This window comes from Bradyrhizobium sp. LLZ17, assembly GCF_041200145.1.
Lineage (GTDB): Bacteria > Pseudomonadota > Alphaproteobacteria > Rhizobiales > Xanthobacteraceae > Bradyrhizobium.
Genome location: NZ_CP165734.1, coordinates 2,065,369 through 2,084,344 on the forward strand (window position 1 = coordinate 2,065,369; position 18,976 = coordinate 2,084,344).

16 protein-coding genes and 1 pseudogene are annotated in these 18,976 nt (G+C 64.7%); 13 read left to right on the top strand and 4 right to left on the bottom strand.

What is annotated here, in order from left to right; genetic code table 11:
* The 4 genes from AB8Z38_RS10380 to AB8Z38_RS10395 are packed head-to-tail and all read right to left on the bottom strand — an operon-like array spanning position 1 to position 4,165.
* The gene (locus tag AB8Z38_RS10380) at positions 1-1,098 is read right to left on the bottom strand and encodes a Gfo/Idh/MocA family protein (protein ID WP_369724790.1); all 1,098 of its coding nucleotides are present in this window, start codon (positions 1,096-1,098) and stop codon (positions 1-3) included.
* A gap of 22 nt (positions 1,099-1,120) precedes the next feature.
* Entirely contained in the window at positions 1,121-1,969 is an 849-nt protein-coding gene (locus AB8Z38_RS10385) for a carbohydrate ABC transporter permease (protein ID WP_369724792.1), read from the bottom strand.
* Positions 1,962-2,873 carry a carbohydrate ABC transporter permease gene (locus AB8Z38_RS10390; RefSeq protein WP_369726798.1) on the bottom strand — a complete coding sequence of 304 codons (912 nt, stop codon included), beginning with the start codon at positions 2,871-2,873 and terminating at the stop codon, positions 1,962-1,964. The genes AB8Z38_RS10385 and AB8Z38_RS10390 overlap by 8 nt, the downstream gene beginning before the upstream one ends.
* 32 nt (positions 2,874-2,905) lie before the next feature.
* On the bottom strand, positions 2,906-4,165 hold the full coding sequence (locus AB8Z38_RS10395) for an extracellular solute-binding protein (protein ID WP_369724795.1): 1,260 nt from the start codon (positions 4,163-4,165) through the stop codon (positions 2,906-2,908).
* 170 nt (positions 4,166-4,335) lie between these two features.
* Here AB8Z38_RS10395 and AB8Z38_RS10400 point away from each other — a divergent pair, with 170 nt between their 5' ends.
* The 13 genes and pseudogenes from AB8Z38_RS10400 (at position 4,336) to AB8Z38_RS10460 (ending at position 18,965) form a co-directional block, all read left to right on the top strand.
* Complete coding sequence (locus tag AB8Z38_RS10400; RefSeq protein WP_369724797.1) at positions 4,336-5,097, top strand: SDR family NAD(P)-dependent oxidoreductase; 762 nt, start codon at positions 4,336-4,338, stop codon at positions 5,095-5,097.
* Between the two features lie 405 nt (positions 5,098-5,502).
* On the top strand, positions 5,503-6,753 hold the full coding sequence (locus AB8Z38_RS10405) for an ABC transporter substrate-binding protein (RefSeq protein ID WP_369724799.1): 1,251 nt from the start codon (positions 5,503-5,505) through the stop codon (positions 6,751-6,753).
* 130 nt (positions 6,754-6,883) lie between these two features.
* Positions 6,884-7,711, top strand: coding sequence for an AraC family transcriptional regulator (locus AB8Z38_RS10410; RefSeq protein ID WP_369724801.1), 828 nt, complete (start codon positions 6,884-6,886; stop codon positions 7,709-7,711).
* Between the two features lie 201 nt (positions 7,712-7,912).
* A complete protein-coding gene (locus tag AB8Z38_RS10415; RefSeq protein WP_369724802.1) occupies positions 7,913-8,923 on the top strand; it encodes a branched-chain amino acid ABC transporter permease in 1,011 nt (336 codons plus the stop codon).
* A gap of 1 nt (position 8,924) precedes the next feature.
* Positions 8,925-10,018: pseudogene (locus AB8Z38_RS10420) on the top strand (branched-chain amino acid ABC transporter permease).
* Complete coding sequence (locus AB8Z38_RS10425) at positions 10,011-10,793, top strand: ABC transporter ATP-binding protein (protein WP_369724804.1); 783 nt, start codon at positions 10,011-10,013, stop codon at positions 10,791-10,793. Before AB8Z38_RS10420 ends, AB8Z38_RS10425 begins: the two are co-directional and overlap by 8 nt.
* On the top strand, positions 10,786-13,002 hold the full coding sequence (locus tag AB8Z38_RS10430; protein ID WP_369724805.1) for an ABC transporter permease: 2,217 nt from the start codon (positions 10,786-10,788) through the stop codon (positions 13,000-13,002). Before AB8Z38_RS10425 ends, AB8Z38_RS10430 begins: the two co-directional genes overlap by 8 nt.
* A gap of 3 nt (positions 13,003-13,005) precedes the next feature.
* A complete protein-coding gene (locus AB8Z38_RS10435; RefSeq protein ID WP_369724807.1) occupies positions 13,006-13,839 on the top strand; it encodes a phosphoenolpyruvate hydrolase family protein in 834 nt (277 codons plus the stop codon).
* 26 nt (positions 13,840-13,865) lie between these two features.
* Positions 13,866-16,769, top strand: coding sequence for a flotillin domain-containing protein (locus AB8Z38_RS10440; RefSeq protein ID WP_369724809.1), 2,904 nt, complete (start codon positions 13,866-13,868; stop codon positions 16,767-16,769).
* Between the two features lie 9 nt (positions 16,770-16,778).
* Complete coding sequence (locus AB8Z38_RS10445) at positions 16,779-17,216, top strand: SRPBCC family protein (protein ID WP_369724811.1); 438 nt, start codon at positions 16,779-16,781, stop codon at positions 17,214-17,216.
* Between the two features lie 3 nt (positions 17,217-17,219).
* The gene (locus AB8Z38_RS10450) at positions 17,220-17,663 is read left to right on the top strand and encodes an SRPBCC family protein (protein WP_369724813.1); all 444 of its coding nucleotides are present in this window, start codon (positions 17,220-17,222) and stop codon (positions 17,661-17,663) included.
* 1 nt (position 17,664) lies between these two features.
* A complete protein-coding gene (locus tag AB8Z38_RS10455) occupies positions 17,665-18,483 on the top strand; it encodes a xanthine dehydrogenase family protein subunit M (protein WP_369724815.1) in 819 nt (272 codons plus the stop codon).
* A 5-nt stretch (positions 18,484-18,488) separates the two neighbouring features.
* A complete protein-coding gene (locus AB8Z38_RS10460) occupies positions 18,489-18,965 on the top strand; it encodes a (2Fe-2S)-binding protein (protein WP_369724817.1) in 477 nt (158 codons plus the stop codon).
* Positions 18,966-18,976: the final 11 nt, after the last annotated feature.

Sequence of the window (18,976 nt, forward strand, 5' to 3'; positions counted from 1 at the left end):
TCAGTCGATCTGTCCGGTTTCACGTCCGGCCGGCAGCATCGCCGGCCGCTCAACGCGGCTCTCGATCTTGACGCGCCGTCCTTCGTCGGCGGAGGTCTGGAACGCCTCCATCACCTCCAGTACATGGAACGCAAGCGCGCCGCTGGCACGATGCGGCCGGTTGTTCAGAATTGCGGTGGCCATGTCGGCGACGCCGATGGAACGGAACTCACCGTCGACATGCCCGTGGGTCAACGGCACCGCCTCCCATTCGCCACCGGTCTTCGCGACCTGCACCTCGCCGCCGAAGCGGTTCGGGTCCGGCACCAGCATGCTGCCTTTGTCGCCATAGATTTCGATCGGCGCGTGACGGTGCTTGGGGATGTCAAAGCTCATCGTGATCGAGACGACGGCACCGCTCTCGAATTCGAGCGTGCCCGCGACATGGGTCGCCACCTCGACCGGGATCGGCGTGCCGTTCATCGGCTGGCTGGTCACAAGGCGCTCGGATTTCGGACGTGCGGTCGAGCCCATCACGCTCGCGACCGGGCCGAGCAGCTGCACGAGATCGGTGATGTAGTATGGGCCCATGTCGAGCATCGGGCCGCCGCCGCGCAGATAGTAGAAGCCCGGCGCCGGATGCCAGCGCTCGTGGCCAGGGCAGCCAAAGAAGGCGCTGCCCGCCGCCGGCGTGCCGATCGCTCCGTCGTCGATCAGCTTGCGCGCGGTCTGGTGTCCGCCTCCGAGAAACGTGTCGGGCGCGCAGCCGACGCGAAGGTCTTTCTGCGCGGCGAGATCCATCACCTTGCGGGCTTCCGCGATGTTGATGCCGAGCGGCTTCTCGGAATGGACATGCTTGCCGGCATTCAGAACGGCCAGACTGACGTCGGTGTGGGCGAGCGGCACCGTGAGATTGATGACGATCTCGATGTCGTCGCGCTTGAGCAGTTGATCGACCCGCATCCCCGGCAGCCCGAAGGCGGCGCCCTGGCGCTCTGCGGCATCGCTGCGCATATCGGCGAGCGCCCTGACCTCCATGACCGGGAAGCGCTGGGCCGCCTTCAGATAGGCGGTGCTGATATTGCCGCAGCCGATGATCCCGATGCCCACTTTTCTCATTGTGATCTCCGTAAGGTCCCGCTCATCCCTTGACCGCGCCTGCGGTGAGGCCGGCGACGATATGCTTCTGCGCCAGAAGGAACAGAATGATCGTCGGCAGGATGGTCAGCGTGATGAAGGCCAGGATCAGGTGCCATTCGGACGAATATTCGCCCTGATAAACCATGATACCCAGCGGCCAGGGATAGAGCAGATCGGTGTTGAGCATCACCAGCGGCAACAGATAGGCATTCCAGCTGTTGACGAACGCGATCGTACCGACGGTCGCCAGGATCGGCCGCGATAGCGGCAGGGTCACATAGCGGAAGAAGTTGATGTAGCTGCATCCGTCGACCAGCGCAGCCTCCAACAGCTCGTACGGGATGTCCTTGAAGAAGCGCCGCAGCAGCAGCACACTCATGGCGAGACCGAAGGCCGCCTGCGGCAGCGCAACGCCAAAATAGCTATCGAGCAGCCCGAGATCGCGCACCTTGATGAACAGCGGCAGCACGGCGGTCGCGGCCGGAAACAGCAGGCCGAGGGTCAGGTAGCTCAGCAGCATCGAGCTGCCGTAGAACTTGATGTGCGCGAAGGTGAACGCCGCCATGGAGGCGACGACCAGGGTCAACGTCACCGTGAGCGTCGAAATGACCAGCGAGTTGCGCAACAGCTGCCAGTAGCGCACGGAGAACAGGATGTCGGCATAATTCTGCCACTCCCAGTGGCGCGGCAGGCCGAACGGATTAACGCGCAGTTCGCCAAGCGATTTGAAGCCCCCGAGCAAGGTCGCGAGCAGCGGCACCAGCACGAAGATCGCAACGACGGCGAGGAACAACGACTTGAACAGCACCGCGGAATCGAACGGCGCGCGAGTGGTCTCGACATTACTCATCGCGCATGAACCATCGCTTGTAGGTCACGGCAAAGGTCACGCAGATCGCGAACAGGATGACACCGATGGCGCTGCCGTAGCCGACCCGCATGCGGGAGATGCCGTTATTGTAGAGAAAGCTCACCATCGTGTTCGAGGAGTCCGCAGGTCCGCCGCGCGTCAGCGGCATGACCAGGTCGAACAGCTGCAGCGAGCCGACGATGGCGAAGAATATTGAGAGCCGGATCGTCGGATAGAGCAACGGGATGACAACGTGGCGCAGGGTTTGCGACCGGGTCGCGCCGTCGATCCGCGCGGCCTCGATCAGGCTCTTGTCGAGACTCTGGAGTGCGGCGATGAACAACATCATGTGAAAGCCAAAGTACTTCCAGACCACCACGATCAGCACCGCCAGCATCGACGTCTCGGTCGAAGCCAGCAGATGCGGCGCCTCGGCACCGAAGGCGCGCCAGATCGAGGCGACGAGGCCGTAGTCGCCGTCATAGACAAAGCTGAAGATCAACCCGGTCGCGATCTCGGCCAGGATATAGGGCATGAAGAACAGCATGCGCAGCGCCACCGCTCCGCGAAACCGCTCCGCCAGCATCAAAGCCAGGGTGAGCGCAAGCGGCAGCTGAATCGCAAGCGAGACGGCGATGATCAGTCCGTTGTTACGCAGCGCAAGCCAGAAGGCGCGCGTCTCAAACACGAAGCGGTAATTGTCAGATCCAATCCAGTTCGTCGGCCTGCCGAAGCCGTTCCAGTTGAAGGCCGAGTACCAGGCGGCCTCGCCGACCGGCAGCACCACGAACAGCGTGAACAGCACCAACGCCGGCGGCAGGAACAGGATCAGGACGGTGAGGCGGCTGTCCCAGCGAGGACCGCGAACTGCGAGCGGCGAGAACGATGTCTCCGCAGCGTCCATCGCCGGCGAGGCCACGATCCGCCGCACCACTGTCAGTTACCCTGCTTCCGCGCCGCCTCGATCGCCTTGGCAGCGTCCTGCGGACTCATGCTGCCGCCGGCGATTTCCGCGCTGACGTCATTGACGACGCGACCGACCGAAGGGCCGAGGCTCTGGTCATAGAAGTTCTGGTGGTAGTTCGACTTCGCCAGATTGGCCGCGATCAGCTTCATGAAAGGATTGTTGAGACCGGCCTCCGCACCCTGCACCACGGGAACGATGAAGCTGCCCGCGGCAAGCCGGGTCTGAACGTCCTTGGAGATGAAGTATTTCAGGAAGTCGACCGCCTCCTTCGGCGAGTCTTTTGTGATCAGCCAGCCTGTGATGCCCCCCAGCGTGTCCGTCGGCGCGCCCTTCCCGCCGGCCACGACCGGAAAATCGAACCAGCAGATCTTGTCTTCGCTCAATCCGACCTTGTCGGCGGCGAGCGCGCGCTGCAAATTGTAGACGCTACTGATCGCGAGCGTCATCGCCGCTTTGCCATCACCGAAATAGCCGACGGCCTGCGGGTTCTTGAAACCGAGAAAGCCGTTCTGGAATGGCTGGAGATCGACGAGTTGCTTGAACAGCTCGCCGGATTTCTGGAAGGTCTCGCCGGCAAAGCCGCCATTCTCGCCGCGCAGCGCCGCTTCGAACGCCGGCTTGCCGCCGACACGGACTGCAAGATGCGTCCAATAGAAATGCAGCGGCCATTTGTCAGCGCCGCCGACCACGATGGGCGTGATGCCGGCGGCCTTCAGCGTCTTCACCGCGGCGAGCAGATCGTCCCAGCTCTTGATGGCGGCCGGATCGACCTTCGCCTTCGCCATCAGTTCCCTGTTGCAGAGGAACCCGACCTGCGACAGCGCCACGGGCAGGCCGTAGACGCGACCGTTGCTGGTGAACGCGGCAAGCGCCGCCGGCGTCAGGCTGTCGCTGTAGCCCTTCACGGGATCGGTAATGTCCTCGAGCACGCCGGCTTCGATCTGCGTCTTCAACACGCCGCCGGCCCAACTATAGATGATGTTGGGACGGTCCTTGGATTGCAGGATGGTCGGCAGCTTGGCCTTGTAGGCTTCGTTCTCGAGGAACTGCATCTCGACCTTGACGCCCGGATGCGACGCCTCATAGGCGCGCGCGACCTCCTCCCAGATCTTCACCTGGGCCGGGTTAACCTCGATGTGGAGCCATTTCACGGTTGTGTCGGCTGCGGCGACGCTGGCCCAAAGCAGGCATGCGGCACCGGCGAGTCCCAGCTTCCCGAGCAGCCTCATCACATTCCTCCCAATCGGCTTCTATTCTTTGGGCGCGATCCTGCCTTCGATTTTTGAGGTACGCAACTGAATTTCTGATCTATGCACCTCACCAGGGGAATAGCTAAGCTCGGCGCGAGCGCTGGACGTCGCACCGCACGGCCCGCGACGCAACTCAAGAGGTTCCATCCATGGCTGCCGTTTATTCCGACCTCGCCGGCAAGGTCGTTCTCGTCACCGGAGGCGCATCGGGCATTGGCGCCGCCATCGTGCGGCACTTTGCGCAGCAGAAATCCAAGGTCGTGTTCTTCGACGTCAAGGTCGACGAAGGCCAGCGCCTGGCGCGTGAGCTCTCGGATCAGGGACTCAGCGCCCATTTCCAGCGTGTCGACTTGACCGATATCGCCGCGTTACGCGCCGGCGTCGCGGAGGCGCGCAACGCATACGGCGCGACCAATATCCTCGTCAACAATGCCGCGCACGACGAACGGCATAACACCGAGGAGGTGACGCCAGAATATTGGGACAACCGCATCGCCGTGAATTTGAAGCACCAGTTCTTTGCGGCGCAAGCCGTGTTGCCGGACATGAAGACGGGGAACGCCGGCGTCATTATCAACTTCGGCTCGGTGTCGTGGATCGCCGGACAAGGCGGCATGGCCGCCTACACGGCCAGCAAGTCAGGCGTCATTGGTCTCACACGCTCCTTGGCGCGCGACTACGGTCCCTACAACATCCGCGTCAATGCGATAGCGCCGGGCTGGATCATGACTGAACGCCAGCTCGAGAAATGGATGACGCCGGAAGGCGAGGTCGAGCTGATGCAGCGGCAATGCCTCAAGCGCAGACTCGTACCCGATGAAGTGGCAAAGTTCACCGTCTTTCTCGCTTCCGACGAGGCCTCCGCCTGTACCGCTCAACATTATGTCGTAGATGGCGGCGGCTGGGTGTGAGATGGCTTCAGTCTTGAGCGCGTAACGCGCGAAGCTGGAATCCGCGGACTGAGAGACATACCCTTTGCATTGATTTCTTGCTGGAATTTCTGAACTGGGTCAAAACTCGGGAGACCGTTCACATACTGCGCCGCTCGCGCGCGATCGATCTCCGGCGCGACGGCGCACATCTCCGCCACGCGCTGTCTTCGATACGCGCACGAATTCGTCGCAGAGCTGCGGTTGCACCGCAAAACCACTTGCGCCGCAACAATCAAAATGAGACTGCCCGTCAAACCACGCGAGGCTTACGACATCGGTGTCGCGCCCCGCATCGGCTAGCCTTGCGTGCAACAAAACAACCGGGTGTCCGCGCTCACCACGTCAAACATGCGGATGCCGACGGGATCACCAGGGAGGAGACCGATGTTGAAAGGCAGTGCGGGATTGATTCTATTGAGTGCCATGTTGTTGTCTGGCACGGCGATGGCCCAGGAGAAGATCAAAGTTGGCGTCACCGCGACGCTCGAAGGCACCTACACCGTGCTCGGTGAGGATGGCATTCGCGGCTTTCAGACGGCGCTCAACGTACTCGGCAAGAAGGTCGGCGACAAGGAGCTCGAATTCGTCATCGCCTCGACCGATGCGACACCGGACTCTGCCGTGCGCGCCGTGCGCAAGCTGATCGAGCAGGACAAGGTGCAGATCCTGCTGTCGCCGCTGTCTGGCGACGAAGGCATCGCGGTCAAGAATTTCGCAAAGACCCATCCGGAGCTGACTTTCATCAACGCCGCCTCCGGTGCCCAGGAAACGACCTATGTCGATCCGGCGCCGAATTTCTTCCGCTACAACATGGACGGCGCGCAGTGGCAGGTGGGCCTCGGCAAATACGCCTATGACGAGAAGAAGTATAGGAAGATCGCGACCGTCGGCGAGGACTATTCCTTCATCTACACCCAGGTGTTCGGCCTCGTGCTCGAATTCTGCGGCGCCGGCGGACAAGTCACCAACAGGCAATGGGTGCCGCTCGGCACCAAGGACTTCGCCTCGGTCATCGCCGCGCTGCCGGATGACGTCGACGCCATCTATCTCGGTCTCGGCGGTGCCGACGCCGTCAACTTCCTCAACCAGTACCAGCAGGCCGGCGGCAAGGCACATCTGATGGGCGGCTCGATCATGATCGACCAGACCATCCTGTCGTCCAAGGGCAACGCCAAGAACGCGCTGGTCGGCACGCTCGCCGCGAGCGGCCAGGCCGACACCTGGGAGGATCCGGGTTGGCAGAAGTTCGTCAAGGACTACCAGGACGCCTTCCCGGCCAACAAGCGCTTCCCCAGTCCGTCGCTGCTTGCCACCAACTATTACGGCTCGACCATGGCGCTGATCCTGGCGCTGCGCCAGGTCAACGGGGATCTCTCCAATAACCAGGCCAAGTACAAGGAAGCCCTCGCCAAGATCGAGCTCGACGCACCCAACGGCAAGATCAAGCTCGACTCCAACCGCCAGGCGATCGGCACCAACTTCGTCACCGAAGTCGTCGACGACGGCAAGGGCGCGCTGTTCTCCAAGGTCGTGAAGGTGATCCCGAACGTCAATCAGACCCTGGGCTACGATCCCGCAGTGTTCGCCAAGATCGGTTTGCCTAGTCGTACAGTACCGGAATGTAAGAAGTACTGACATAGTCTCGTTCGCGAGCGACGACGGAGCGGGGAGAGATTTGCAAGGCGCCGACATCATGCGCCCTTGCATTCTCTCCCCGGTTGTTGAACGCTACCAGGAAAAGACAAAAGCTTCTGGGAGAGAAGGCATGAGCCGGGCGCTCGCCGTCTTCCACGGCCGCTTTGGCCGGGCGACGGTCTATCAGTTGAACCGTCCTTTCAACATCCACGCACATCGCGAAGGTCATTTGATCTTCCATGTCGGGGGGCGTCCCGCATGCATCGATGTCAGCGATGGACGTTACGAGCTCACCGAAGGGTCCGTCGTCGCGGTCAATCCATGGGAGCCGCATAATTTCCTGCCGTCCGACCTCGACCTCGGCGCCGTTTTCTTCGTGCTTTATGTCAACGCGGAGTGGTTCGCGCCCGATGCGCCCGGCGCCGACCGCCTTCGCTTCGGCCGCACGCAATTCACGCGGTCGGTGGCACTGGACAAGCATATCAAGCACGCAGCCGCCCTCGTGTGCGGCGCCCCTTCGCTCAATAGCCTGGATGGCGAGCTGAGAAGGCTGATCGACATCTGCTATGACGAGAGCTGGCAGCAGGCCGAAACCGCGCGCGATCCGCGCGCAAACGGTTCCGTCACCGATTTTCGCGTGCGCAAGTGTATCAAGATGATGTCGGAGAGCCCCGGTGCCGAGATCGAGCTCGACACCATCGCGCGTGAATCCGGCCTCTCGCGGCCGCATTTCTACCGGCTGTTCCGCACCCAGACCGGCGTCACCCCTCACCTCTATCTCAATACGCTGATGATGGAGCAGGCGCTGGAAGCGCTGGTGGCGAGCGAGGCGCCGATCGCCGATATCGGCTTCGATCTCGGCTTCTCATCGCAGAGCGGGTTCACCCGCTTTTTCGCAGCCAATGTCGGGATGGCACCAACCGATTATCGTCGCGCGGCCAAGGTTTTGCGCGCCTGACATACGCGCGAAAAGATACTCACGATCAAACGCTTCCCTTCCGGCCCATCTAGGATGTGCGGAACGCGTTCCCGCAAAGAGGATCGCGATTGATAGGGAGCGCACGTTCATGGCAGGGCTTGCGGCCGGCAACGGTCTGCGTGCCACCTCGCCCCGATCGGGGCAAGAGGGTTGGGCTGGCGCGAAGACGGATCGGCGATCATGACCCGCTTTGTCGAGCGCCATCCAGCCTGGGCGCTGATCATCATCATCGCGGTCGCCGTCGCTCTTTGGCTGATCTTCGCGGTATGGCCGCAGGGCCTTGAAGAGGCAATCGGCCGCAAGCGGGTCTTCCTCAACGCGCTCTTCAACGGCATCACGCTTGGCGGTCTCTATTTCCTCGTCGCCAGCGGCTTTACGCTGATTTTCGGCCTGATGCGCAACGTCAACCTCGCGCACGGCTCGCTCTATCTGTTCGGCGGTTATGTCGGCTACGCCATCAGCGCCTCGACCGGCTCCTGGATTCTTTCGTTCATCATCGCCTTCATCCTGACTGCGCTCGTCGGCGTCCTGCTCCAGGTTCTCGTCTTCCGCCGCATGGAGGGCCAGGATCTGCGACAGACCATGGTCACCATCGGGCTCTCGATCGTGTTCGCCGATCTGATGCTATGGGCCTGCGGTGGCGACTTCTACCAGATCCAGACCCCGAACTGGCTGATCGGTCCGATCGAGCTGCCGCTGATCACCGCCGTGAAATCCTCGGGCGAGCCGGTGTATCTGCGCTATCCGCTGGTGCGGCTCGTGATCTTCCTGGCCTCCGTGATCATCGGCATCGCGATGTGGCTCGCGCTCAACCGCACCCGGATCGGCATGATCATCCGCGCCGGCGTCGACGATCGCGATATTCTCGCCGCGACGGGGGTGCGTATCCAGATCGTGTTCGTGCTCGTCTTCGCGCTCGGCGCCGGGCTCGCCGGCATCGCCGGCGTGGTCGGCGGGACGTTCCAGTCGCTCTCGCCCGGCGAAGACATCCGTTTCCTGCTCGCCTCGCTCGTGGTCGTGATCGTGGGCGGCATGGGCTCCATTCCCGGCGCCGCGCTCGGCGCGCTGATCATCGGCCTCGCCGAGCAGCTTGGCTCGGTTTACATCCCGACTTACGCCATCGTCGTGACCTTCCTGATCATGGTGCTGGTGCTAGCGCTTCGGCCGCGGGGCCTGCTCGCGAGGCGCTGACATGTCCGTTGCCCACGACGCCCGCGTCCACGCCCACGTCCACAAGCCGGCCTCGACGGCTCAAGCTCCGGCCGCTCGCGGCTGGCCGGACATCAACGATCCCGCAGCCTGGATCGTGGCGATCATCCTGTTGGTCATGCCGCTGATCGCCAACGGCTTCTTCCTGATCGAGATTTTTGCGACGACGCTGATCCTCGGCACCATCGCGCTCAGCCTGATGTTTCTCGCCGGCTATGGCGGCATGGTCAGCCTGATGCAGCTCACCATCGCGGGCCTTGCAGCCTACATGGTCGCGGTGTTCGGGGTCAGCGGCAACCCCAATATCAGCCTGGGTTGGCCGTGGTGGCTTGCCGTCCCGATGGCGCTCGCGCTCGCGACCCTGTTCGGAACGCTCGGCGGCGCGCTCGCGGTGCGCACCGAGGGCATCTACACCATCATGATCACGCTCGCGATCGGCGCGGCCTTCTATTACTTCACCAACCAGAACTGGGCCATCTTCAACGGTCACACCGGGATCAATACCGTCGCGACGCCACACTTCTGGGGCGTCAATTGGCGCGATGATATTCCCTTCTATTACATCGTGCTCGCCGTCGCCGCGCTCTGCTATTTCGCGGTCGACTATATTTCCCGTGCCCCGTTCGGGCTGGCGCTCCAAGGTGTGCGCGATAATCCGCGCCGCATGGCCGCGCTCGGCTTCAACGTCAATGCGCACCGCGTCGCGGCCTATGCGGTCGCCTCCTTCATCGCGGGGCTCGCCGGCGTGCTCCAGGTCTGGAACTACCGCCAGATCTCCCCCGGCTCGGTCAGTGTCGGCGCCTGCATCGACGTCCTGATCATAGCCGTCGTCGGCGGCATCACGCGCCCGATCGGCCCCTATATCGGCGCTCTCGTCTTCGTCCTCCTGCGCACTTTCGCGCTCGATTTCCTGGTCAAGATCGGTCTCGACGGTAATCGCTTTCGCTTGCTGATCGGGCTTGGCTTTCTCGCCATCGTGTTCTGGTCGTCGGACGGGTCATCGGGCTGTGGCAACGCTGGCGCCAAAGTCGGCGTCGACAAGCCGACCGCCCGGGCGGAGGGCCCGGCCATGGATAGCGTCGCGCAACGCCTCTCCGTGGTCGGTGCCGGCGCCGCGCTGGAACTCCGCGGCGTCACACGGCTGTTCGGCGCGCTCGCGGCGCTGACCGACATTACCATCACCGTGCGCCCGGGCGAGCGCCGCGCCGTGCTCGGTTCTAACGGCGCCGGCAAGACCACACTGTTCAACTGCATCACCGGCGACTTCCCGCCCTCCTCCGGCACGATCCGCTTCTTCGGCGAGGACGTCACGCATTTTCCGCCCTATGAGCGCATCCGGCGCGGGCTGCGACGGACCTATCAAATCTCTGCGCTGTTTCCCGGCCTCACTGTGCAGGACAATGTCTATCTCGCCTGCTGTGGCGTCTCGCGCGGACGATTCTCTTTCCTCCGTCCCGGGCAGAACGATGCCCTGATGCACGCCGCCGACAATCTGGTGCAGGCTGTGCATCTGGCAGCGGTGAAGGACCAGCGCGTCGCGGAGCTCGCCCACGGCCAGCAGCGCCAGCTCGAGATCGCGCTGGCCCTTGCCGGCGCGCCGCGCTTCGTGCTGTTCGACGAGCCGGCCGCCGGACTCTCGCCGACCGAACGGGCGGAGCTGGTCGAGATCCTGACCTCGCTCCCCGCGCATATCGGCTACATCATCATCGAGCACGACATGGACGTGGCGTTGCGTGTCGTCGAGAGCGTGACGATGATGCACAACGGCCGCATCTTCAAGGAGGGTGTGCCGGAGGAGATCCAATCCGATCCCGAGGTGCAGGAGCTTTATCTCGGAGGCGGCCATGAATGAGGCCCGCCGCAGCGGCGCAGCCCTCGAGGTCCGCGGCCTTGATGTCTATTACGGCCATTCGCACGCGCTACAGGGCGTCGATCTCTCCCTCGATACCGGCGTGTTCTCCGTCGTCGGCCGCAACGGCATGGGCAAGACCACGCTGTGCAAAGCCATCATGGGCTTGGTTCCGGTGAGCGGCGGCTCGATCCGCGTCCGTGGCGAGGACATCACACGACGGCCGCCAGCCCACATCGCGCGTCTTGGCGTCGGCTATGTGCCGCAGGGCCGCCGACTCTGGCGCTCGCTCAGCGTCGACGAACATCTGCGGCTCGCCGGTGGGATGCGGTCCGGATCCTGGACCGTCGAGCGGATCTACGACACCTTTCCGCGACTTGCCGAACGCAAGGACCATGGTGGCGGCCAGCTCTCCGGCGGCGAGCAGCAGATGCTCGCGATTTCCCGCGCGCTGCTGACAAATCCGCAGCTCCTGATCATGGACGAGCCGACCGAGGGGCTTGCGCCCGTCATCGTCGCCCAGGTCGAGGAGATGCTGCTGCGGCTCGGCGAGGACGACGACATCTCCGTGCTCGTGATCGAGCAGAACATCGGCGTGGCGACCGCGATCTCGCGCAACGTCGCGATCATGGTCAACGGCCGCATCAATCGCATCATCGACTCCGGCCGGCTCGCCGCCGACCGCGAGCTCCAGCAGCGCCTGCTCGGCGTTGGCTTGCATGCCGAACTTACGCCTGATCTCGACCTGCCGGCGGCAGGCGCCGAGACGAAGACGGTCCCGCAGCCCGCCCGACCGACCGGCCCGATCCGGGTCTACATCTCCAACCCAACGCCACCGACACGCTGGTCCCAACCCGCCCCGATCGCGCGGATCGAAGCAGCGGCACGCACGCTCTCGACGCAGGTTGCGCGCCTCGACGAGACGGCGCGACGCAAGCGCGAGCCGGCGACGTCGCAGTCCTCGGGGCCGCCAATCGTCCTGGTGGTCGGCACGCTCGACACCAAAGGCACCGAGCTGCGCTTCATCCGCGACATCATCGCCGCGAACGGGCTGCGCACCCGGCTGGTCGATGTCTCCACCAGCGGCAAGCAGGCAAGCTGCGACGTCTCCGCGCAGGAAATCGCGCTCAACCACGGCCGCGGTGGTTCGGCCGTGTTCGGGCCCGATCGAGGAGCCGCAGTCACCGCCATGGCGGATGCGTTCGCCAACTGGCTGCGGCGCCAGGGCAACATCGCCGGCGTGATTTCGGCCGGCGGCTCGGGCGCGACATCGCTGGTTGCGCCGGGCATGCGCACCCTGCCCGTCGGCGTGCCCAAACTGATCATCTCATCCGTCGCCTCCGGCGATGTCGGACCCTACGTCGGTCCGGCCGACATCACCATGATGCACTCGGTCACGGACGTTCAGGGGCTCAACTCGATCTCGCGCGCAGTGCTGTCGAACGGCGCCAACGCCATCGCCGGCATGGTCAGGGCGCAGCTCGATCAGCGCGAGGCCGGGGAGCGCGCTGCCAGCGCCAGCTCGCCGTCGGTCGGCATTACCATGTTCGGCGTCACGACGCCGGCCGTCCAGAAGATCGCAGCCGATTTGGGCGATGACTTTGAATGCCTCGTCTTCCACGCCACCGGCGTCGGTGGCCGCTCGATGGAAAAGCTCGTCGAGTCCGGCCAGCTCGCAGCCGTCATCGATCTGACCACAACCGAGATCTGCGACCTCCTGATGGACGGTGTGTTTCCGGCCACGGACGATCGCTTCGGCGCGATCATCCGCACCCGCGCGCCCTATGTCGGCTCGGTTGGCGCGCTCGACATGGTCAATTTTGGCGCGCCCGAAACCATCCCCGAACGCTACCGCACGCGAAAATTTCACGTCCACAATCCGCAGGTGACGCTGATGCGCACCACGGCAGAGGAGAACGAGCGGATGGGCCGCTGGATCGGCGAGCGGCTCAACCAGATGGACGGGCCGGTGCGCTTCTTCCTGCCCGAAGGCGGCGTCTCCGCACTCGACGCCCGCGGCCAGCCGTTCTGGGACCCGGAGGCCGACACCGCCCTGTTCCGCGCGCTGGAGCGTACGGTGCGGCAGACCGGCAACCGTCAGCTCATCCGCGTCAAGCAAAACATCAACGATCCCGAGTTCGCCTCGACCATCGTGAGCGCGTTCCGAACGCTGTTCGGTCGTGCCGGGGCGCGCCGGAGGCTAGTGAGGTGACCGATGGCCCGGTTTGAACGCGCGGTACTCCTGAGGCGATTTCGCGAGATGGCGAAGCGCGGCGAACCGATCGTCGGCGGCGGCGCCGGCACCGGGCTGTCGGCCAAATGCGAAGAGGCCGGCGGCGTCGATCTCATCGTCGTCTACAATTCCGGCCGCTATCGCATGGCGGGCCGCGGCTCGCTCGCCGGACTGATGGCCTATGGCGACGCCAACGCCATCGTACTGGAGATGGCTGGCGAGGTGCTGCCAGTGGTCAGCAAGACGCCGGTGCTCGCGGGCGTCAACGGCACCGACCCGTTCCGGGACATGGACGTGTTCCTCGACCAACTGAAGGCGCTCGGTTTTGCCGGCGTGCAGAATTTTCCGACCGTCGGCCTGATCGACGGCATTTTCCGCGCCAATCTCGAAGAGACCGGCATGTCTTATGCGCTGGAGATCGACATGATCGCCAAGGCGCGCGAGAAAGACTTGCTGACGACACCGTACGTGTTCAGCGAGAAGGAAGCCGCCGCGATGGCGATCGCCGGCGCCGACATCATCGTCTGCCATCTCGGGCTCACCACCGGCGGCTCGATCGGCGCGCAGACCGCACTGAAGTTGCAGGACTGCCCGGCGCGGGTCGACACCTGGGCGTCAGCCGCGCTGAGCGTCAATCCGGACATTCTGGTGCTTGCTCACGGCGGCCCGATTGCTGAACCCGCGGATGCCGATTTCATCATGAAGAACACCCGTCACTGCCACGGTTTCTACGGCGCCTCCTCGATGGAGCGGCTGCCGGTGGAACGTGCGCTGACGGATCAGGTCCGAAAATTCAAGGCGATCGGCGCGCGATAACGCCGGAACGATTGAAGGAGGGAAACATGTCAGGGATCCTGGTCGGCGAGCTCATCCTCTGGCTGATCGTCGCGATCGTCTTGATCGTGGTCGGCGTCTACATCGTGAACTGGCTCTATCACCGCTCCTCCAAGGAGACTTCGTTCGTCCGGACAGGCTTCCTCGGCGAACGCGTGGTGATCAACGGCGGCGCCTTCGTCCTGCCGTTCGTCCACGATTACACGCCGGTCAACATGAACGTGCTGCCGATGGGCGTCGTGCGCTCCAGGCAGGACGCGGTGATCACCCGCGATCGGATGCGCGTCGACATCGAGGCCGATTTCTATGTCCGCGTCCAGGCCACCCGCGAAGCGGTTTCCATCGCGGCCGCCACGCTCGGCCGCCGCACCATGGAGCCGGAGCAGCTTCATGCGCTTCTCGCCGGCAAATTCATCTCCGCGATCCGTTCGGTCGCCTCCGAAATGACCCTGGAGCAGATGCATGAGCAGCGCGGCGAGTATGTCGCCCGCCTCAAGGCGAACGCGGCGGAGGCTCTCGCCCAGAACGGACTTGAGTTGGAATCGGTCGCGATCACCGATCTCGATCAGACCGACCTCGAATTCTTCAATCCCTCGAACCGCTTCGACGCCGAAGGTCTGACCCGCCTGATGGAGGACATCGAGGCCAAGCGCAAGCTGCGCAACGACATCGAACAGGACTCGATGATCCGGATCCGCACCCGCAATCTGGAAGCCGAGCGGCAGGCGCTCGACATCGAGCGCGAGAGCGAGACCGCGAGATTGGAGCAGGAACGCGACATCGAGATGCGTCGCGCGCTGCAACGGACGGAAGTCGCCCGCGAACGCGCGCTGCGCGAGACCGAGGCCGAGCAGGCCCAGATCTCGGCGCGCGAAGCCATCGAGCGCTCGCGGATAGCCAATGAGCAGGCGATTGCGGAGGCCCGCATCGCCTCCGAGCGCGAGACCCGCCAGAAGGAGATCGAGCGCACCCGCACCATCGAAGAGAAGGAGCTGCTGGCGCGCGAGGAGATCGAGAAGACCCGGATTGCCAACCAGCGCTCGATCGACACGACGCGAATTGCATCGGAACGCGAAGTCCGCCAGCACGAGATCGAGCGGATGCGCACCGTGGAGGAAGCCGAGATCGCCGCCCGCGAGGCGGTCGAGAAGGCCCGGATCCAGCAGGACCGCGTCGTCACCGACGCCCGCATTGCCAATGAGGAAGAGACGCGGCGCCGTGAGATCGAACGCACCCGCGCCGTTGATGAGGCCGAGATCGCGGCCCGCGAGGCTACCGAAAAGGCCCGCATCGCCCAGACCATGATCGTCAATTTGGAGCGCATCTCCTCCGACGAGCGTACCCGCGCCCTGGAGATCCAGCAGGTCCGCACCATCCAGGAGGCCGAGATCGAGGCGCAACGCTCCGTCGAGGCGGCCCGCATCGCCCGTGAGCGGACACTCGCGGCCGAGCGCATCGCCGCCGAGCAGAACACCCGGCAGCTGGAGATCGAGCGCAACCAGACGCTGGACGTCGCCGGCATCGCCGCGCGCGAGACCACCGAGGCTTCACGCATTGCCCAGGAAGAGCGCGTCCGCTCACTGGAGATCGCCCGCAACCGCGCCGTCGAGGAAGCCGACATCGCCTCCCGCGAGGCGATCGAGGCTGCCCGCATCGCGCAGGAGAAGACCGTTGCGGCTGAACGGATCCAGGCCGAGCGCGACACGCGTTCGCTCGAAATCGAGCGCACCGGCGTGCTGGAGGCAGCCGAGCTGAAGCGGCGCGACGCCATCGAGCGCCAGCGTATCACCGTCGATCTCGCCCTCGAAGCGGAACGGATCACGTCGTCCAAGAAGCGCGAGGTTCTCAACATCGACCACAAGAAGGCGATCGAGATCGCGGACGAGGAGCGCGTCATCGCGCTCGCGGCCAAGCGTTCCGAGCGCATCGATGCCGACCGCCAGGTCAAGCAGGCCGAGATCGTCGCCCGCAAGGAGGTGGAGACCACGGATGTCTCCCGTGAGCAGGCGCTTGAAACCGCCCGAATCGAGCGCCGCCGCGCCATCGAGCAACTCGAAGTCGCCCGCGTGCAATCGCTCCAGGAGGCCGAGATCGCCTCCCGCGAGGAGGTCGAGCGCGCCCGCATCTCCTCGGACCGCGGCCTCGACGAGGCCCGCATCGGCCGCGAGCGCGAGCTGCGCAAGCTCGAGGTCAACCGCGAGAAGGAGGTCGAGACCGTCCTGATGGAGAAGGCGATCGCGATCCACACCAAATCGCTGGAGGAATCGGCGGCCAAGGCCACCGCGGAGGAAGCGCGGATGCGGGCTACGGAGGCGACCGAGCGCGTCATTACCGCGCGCGAGAGCGAGATCGCCAAGCGGCGCAGGACCGTCGAGGTGATGCTCGCCGAGAAGCAGGCCGAGGAAACGCGCATCGCCGCTGAAGCCGAGCGCGTCCGCGCCGCCGTCGAGGCCGAAGCGCAACGCATGCTGAACGAAGCCGAGAACGTGCTCACCGATCAGGCGCGTTACTCGCTGTTCCGCCGAAAGCTGCTCGACCGCATCGAGGGCATCGTACGCGAGAGCGTCAAGCCGATGGAGAAGATCGAAGGCATCCGCATCCTCCAGGTCGATGGCCTCAACGGCAACGGCCATGGCGGCAATGGCGGCCGCAGCGCCACCGACGAGGTGATCGACTCGGCGCTGCGCTACCGCGTGCAGGCACCGTTGATCGATTCGCTCCTGGCGGACATCGGCGTCGAAGGCGGCAGTCTTGCAAAAATGCCAGGCCTGATCCGCGAAGCCCGCGACATGCAGGGCATCAAGGAGTCCGCGCGCAAGAGCGGCGGCGGCGACAAGGCGGCCGTCGCTCCGCCTGCGAGTGAGGGCGGCGGCGAATTGCCTGCCGAGCGCGGTCCGCGGAAAAAGAGCTGAGGTCGCACCATGCCACGCGTCTACGTCTCCACCGTCGTCAATGCGCGCAACGACCGCGTCTGGGCCCGGGTGCGCGACTTCAACGGCCTACCAAACTGGCACCCCGCGATTGCGGAGAGCCGCATCGAGGGCGGCGAGCCCTCCGACAAGATCGGCTGCGTCAGGGATTTTCGCCTGCGCAATGGCGACCGCATCCGCGAGAAGCTCCTGGGCCTGTCCGATTACGACATGTTCTGCACCTACTCGATTCTCGACTCTCCGATGGGCGTCGACAATTACGTTGCGACCTTGCGGCTCACGCCGGTCACCGACGGCGACCAGACCTTTATGGAATGGACCGCCGAATTCGACTGCGCGCCGGAGCGGGAAACCGAGCTGGTCGGCAACATTGGCGGCGGCGTGTTCCAGGGAGGCTTCGACGCCCTCAAGCGTGTGTTCGGAGGCTGAGTGGTGCCGCACATCGTCAAGAGCACCATCCTGGATGCGCCGAGTGACGCGACGTGGTCGGTGTTGCGCGATTTCAACGGGCACGACCGCTGGCACCCGGCGGTCGCGACGTCCTCCATCGAACGCGCGCAGCCTTCCGACAAGATCGGCTGTGTCAGGCGCTTCAAGCTCAAGGACGGCTCGGAGCTGCGCGAGCAGCTGCTGGCCTTGTCCGATCTCGAACAGACCTTCAGCTACTGCCTGCTCGACACCCCGATCCCGATGTTCAACTACGTCGCCCATGTTCGCCTGCTGCCGGTGACCGACGGCGACCGCACCTTCTGGCACTGGGAATCGCGCTTCACGACCAAGCCGGAAGACACGGACCGCATCACCCACATGGTTGCGGAAGACATCTACCAGGCGGGATTCGAGGCGATCCGCCGCCATCTGAAGGAGGCCGCCTAGCATGGCCGTGATCGTGAAAACATTCGCCAACGCCAGCGAGGCGGCCGCCGCGCTGTCCTCGGAGCGCAGCGCGCGCTATCTCGGCGGCGGCACGCTGGTGATGCGGGCGCTGAACGAGGGCGACGTCTCGGTCTCGACCGTCGTCCGCGCCAGTGACCAGGCGCTCACCCGGATCGATGCATCGGGCCCTCGTGTCACGTTGGGCGCCGGTGTCACCTTCGGACGGATCCTCGCTGAGCGCGATCTCGCCTTCCTGCACGCCCCTGCCCGCTCGATCGGCGGTCCCGCCGTCCGCAACATGGGCACGGTCGGCGGCAACCTGTTCGCGCCCATCCCTTACGGCGATTTCACTGTGGCGCTGCTGGCGCTCGACGCGACCGTCGCCGTGCAAGGCGGCTTCGGGTCGCGCGACATTCCTATCGAGGAATTTCTTCAGGCGCGCGACCGCCAGTCCGGCACTCTGGTCCTGTCGGTGTCGTGTACGCGACCGGCGAGCACCGAGGCGTTCCGCTATCGCAAGATCGCCCGGATCAAGCCGAAGGGCGGCTCCGTGATCACGATCGCCGCGCACCTGCCGATCTCGGGCGGTCGCATCGCCGGGGCGCGCATCGCGCTGGGCTCGATGGCGCCGACGCAGATCCGCGCTCGCGCCGCCGAGCGCGCGCTGGAAGGCCGTTCGCTGGATGGCGCGACGATCGCGGCCGCGGCTTCGGCCGTCGGCGAAGGAACATCCCCGGCGGACAACGCGCTCGGAAGCGCCTGGTATCGCCGCGAGATCGTCGGCGTGCACCTGCGTCGCCTGTTGTCCGGCCAGGAGTGACCGCGATGTCCAAAATCCCCCTGCAATTTCGTCACAACGGCCGCGACGTCGCGATCTTTGTCGAAGGCGGCACCAATCTCCTCGTTGCACTCCGCGAACTGATCGGCGACATGACGCCCAAGTTCGGCTGCGGCCAGGGCGGCTGCGGCGCCTGCAGCGTGTTGATCGACGGCGAGCTCCACTTGTCCTGTCTGACGCTGGCGGAGACGGTCGCGGGCCGTTCCATAGAAACCCTCGACGGTATGAAGCAGGGTCCCAACCTGCATCCGCTTCAGCGCGCTTTCGCCGACCACTTCGCGGCCCAATGCGGCTATTGCACCCCGGGCATGCTGATGGCCGCGAAGGCCTTGCTCGACCGCACCCCCGCTCCGAGCCGCGCCGAGATCGTCGAGGCGATCTCCGGCAACATCTGCCGCTGCACGGGCTATGAGCCGATCATCAATGCGATCCTCGCCGCCGCGGGCGGCCGGGCCAGCGCCTGAAGGACCCGACC

Bases quoted from the DNA above. Each gene is read 5' to 3' on its own strand.
- AB8Z38_RS10455 (WP_369724815.1), top strand. From the start codon at position 17,665: ATGGCCGTGATCGTGAAAACATTCGCCAACGCCAGCGAGGCGGCCGCC.
- AB8Z38_RS10445 (WP_369724811.1), top strand. From the start codon at position 16,779: ATGCCACGCGTCTACGTCTCCACCGTCGTCAATGCGCGCAACGACCGC.
- AB8Z38_RS10385 (WP_369724792.1), bottom strand. From the start codon at position 1,969: ATGAGTAATGTCGAGACCACTCGCGCGCCGTTCGATTCCGCGGTGCTG.
- AB8Z38_RS10440 (WP_369724809.1), top strand. From the start codon at position 13,866: ATGTCAGGGATCCTGGTCGGCGAGCTCATCCTCTGGCTGATCGTCGCG.
- AB8Z38_RS10380 (WP_369724790.1), bottom strand. From the start codon at position 1,098: ATGAGAAAAGTGGGCATCGGGATCATCGGCTGCGGCAATATCAGCACC.
- AB8Z38_RS10415 (WP_369724802.1), top strand. From the start codon at position 7,913: ATGACCCGCTTTGTCGAGCGCCATCCAGCCTGGGCGCTGATCATCATC.
- AB8Z38_RS10430 (WP_369724805.1), top strand. From the start codon at position 10,786: ATGAATGAGGCCCGCCGCAGCGGCGCAGCCCTCGAGGTCCGCGGCCTT.
- AB8Z38_RS10390 (WP_369726798.1), bottom strand. From the start codon at position 2,873: ATGGACGCTGCGGAGACATCGTTCTCGCCGCTCGCAGTTCGCGGTCCT.
- AB8Z38_RS10395 (WP_369724795.1), bottom strand. From the start codon at position 4,165: ATGAGGCTGCTCGGGAAGCTGGGACTCGCCGGTGCCGCATGCCTGCTT.
- AB8Z38_RS10405 (WP_369724799.1), top strand. From the start codon at position 5,503: ATGTTGAAAGGCAGTGCGGGATTGATTCTATTGAGTGCCATGTTGTTG.
- AB8Z38_RS10410 (WP_369724801.1), top strand. From the start codon at position 6,884: ATGAGCCGGGCGCTCGCCGTCTTCCACGGCCGCTTTGGCCGGGCGACG.
- AB8Z38_RS10435 (WP_369724807.1), top strand. From the start codon at position 13,006: ATGGCCCGGTTTGAACGCGCGGTACTCCTGAGGCGATTTCGCGAGATG.
- AB8Z38_RS10460 (WP_369724817.1), top strand. From the start codon at position 18,489: ATGTCCAAAATCCCCCTGCAATTTCGTCACAACGGCCGCGACGTCGCG.
- AB8Z38_RS10425 (WP_369724804.1), top strand. From the start codon at position 10,011: ATGGATAGCGTCGCGCAACGCCTCTCCGTGGTCGGTGCCGGCGCCGCG.
- AB8Z38_RS10400 (WP_369724797.1), top strand. From the start codon at position 4,336: ATGGCTGCCGTTTATTCCGACCTCGCCGGCAAGGTCGTTCTCGTCACC.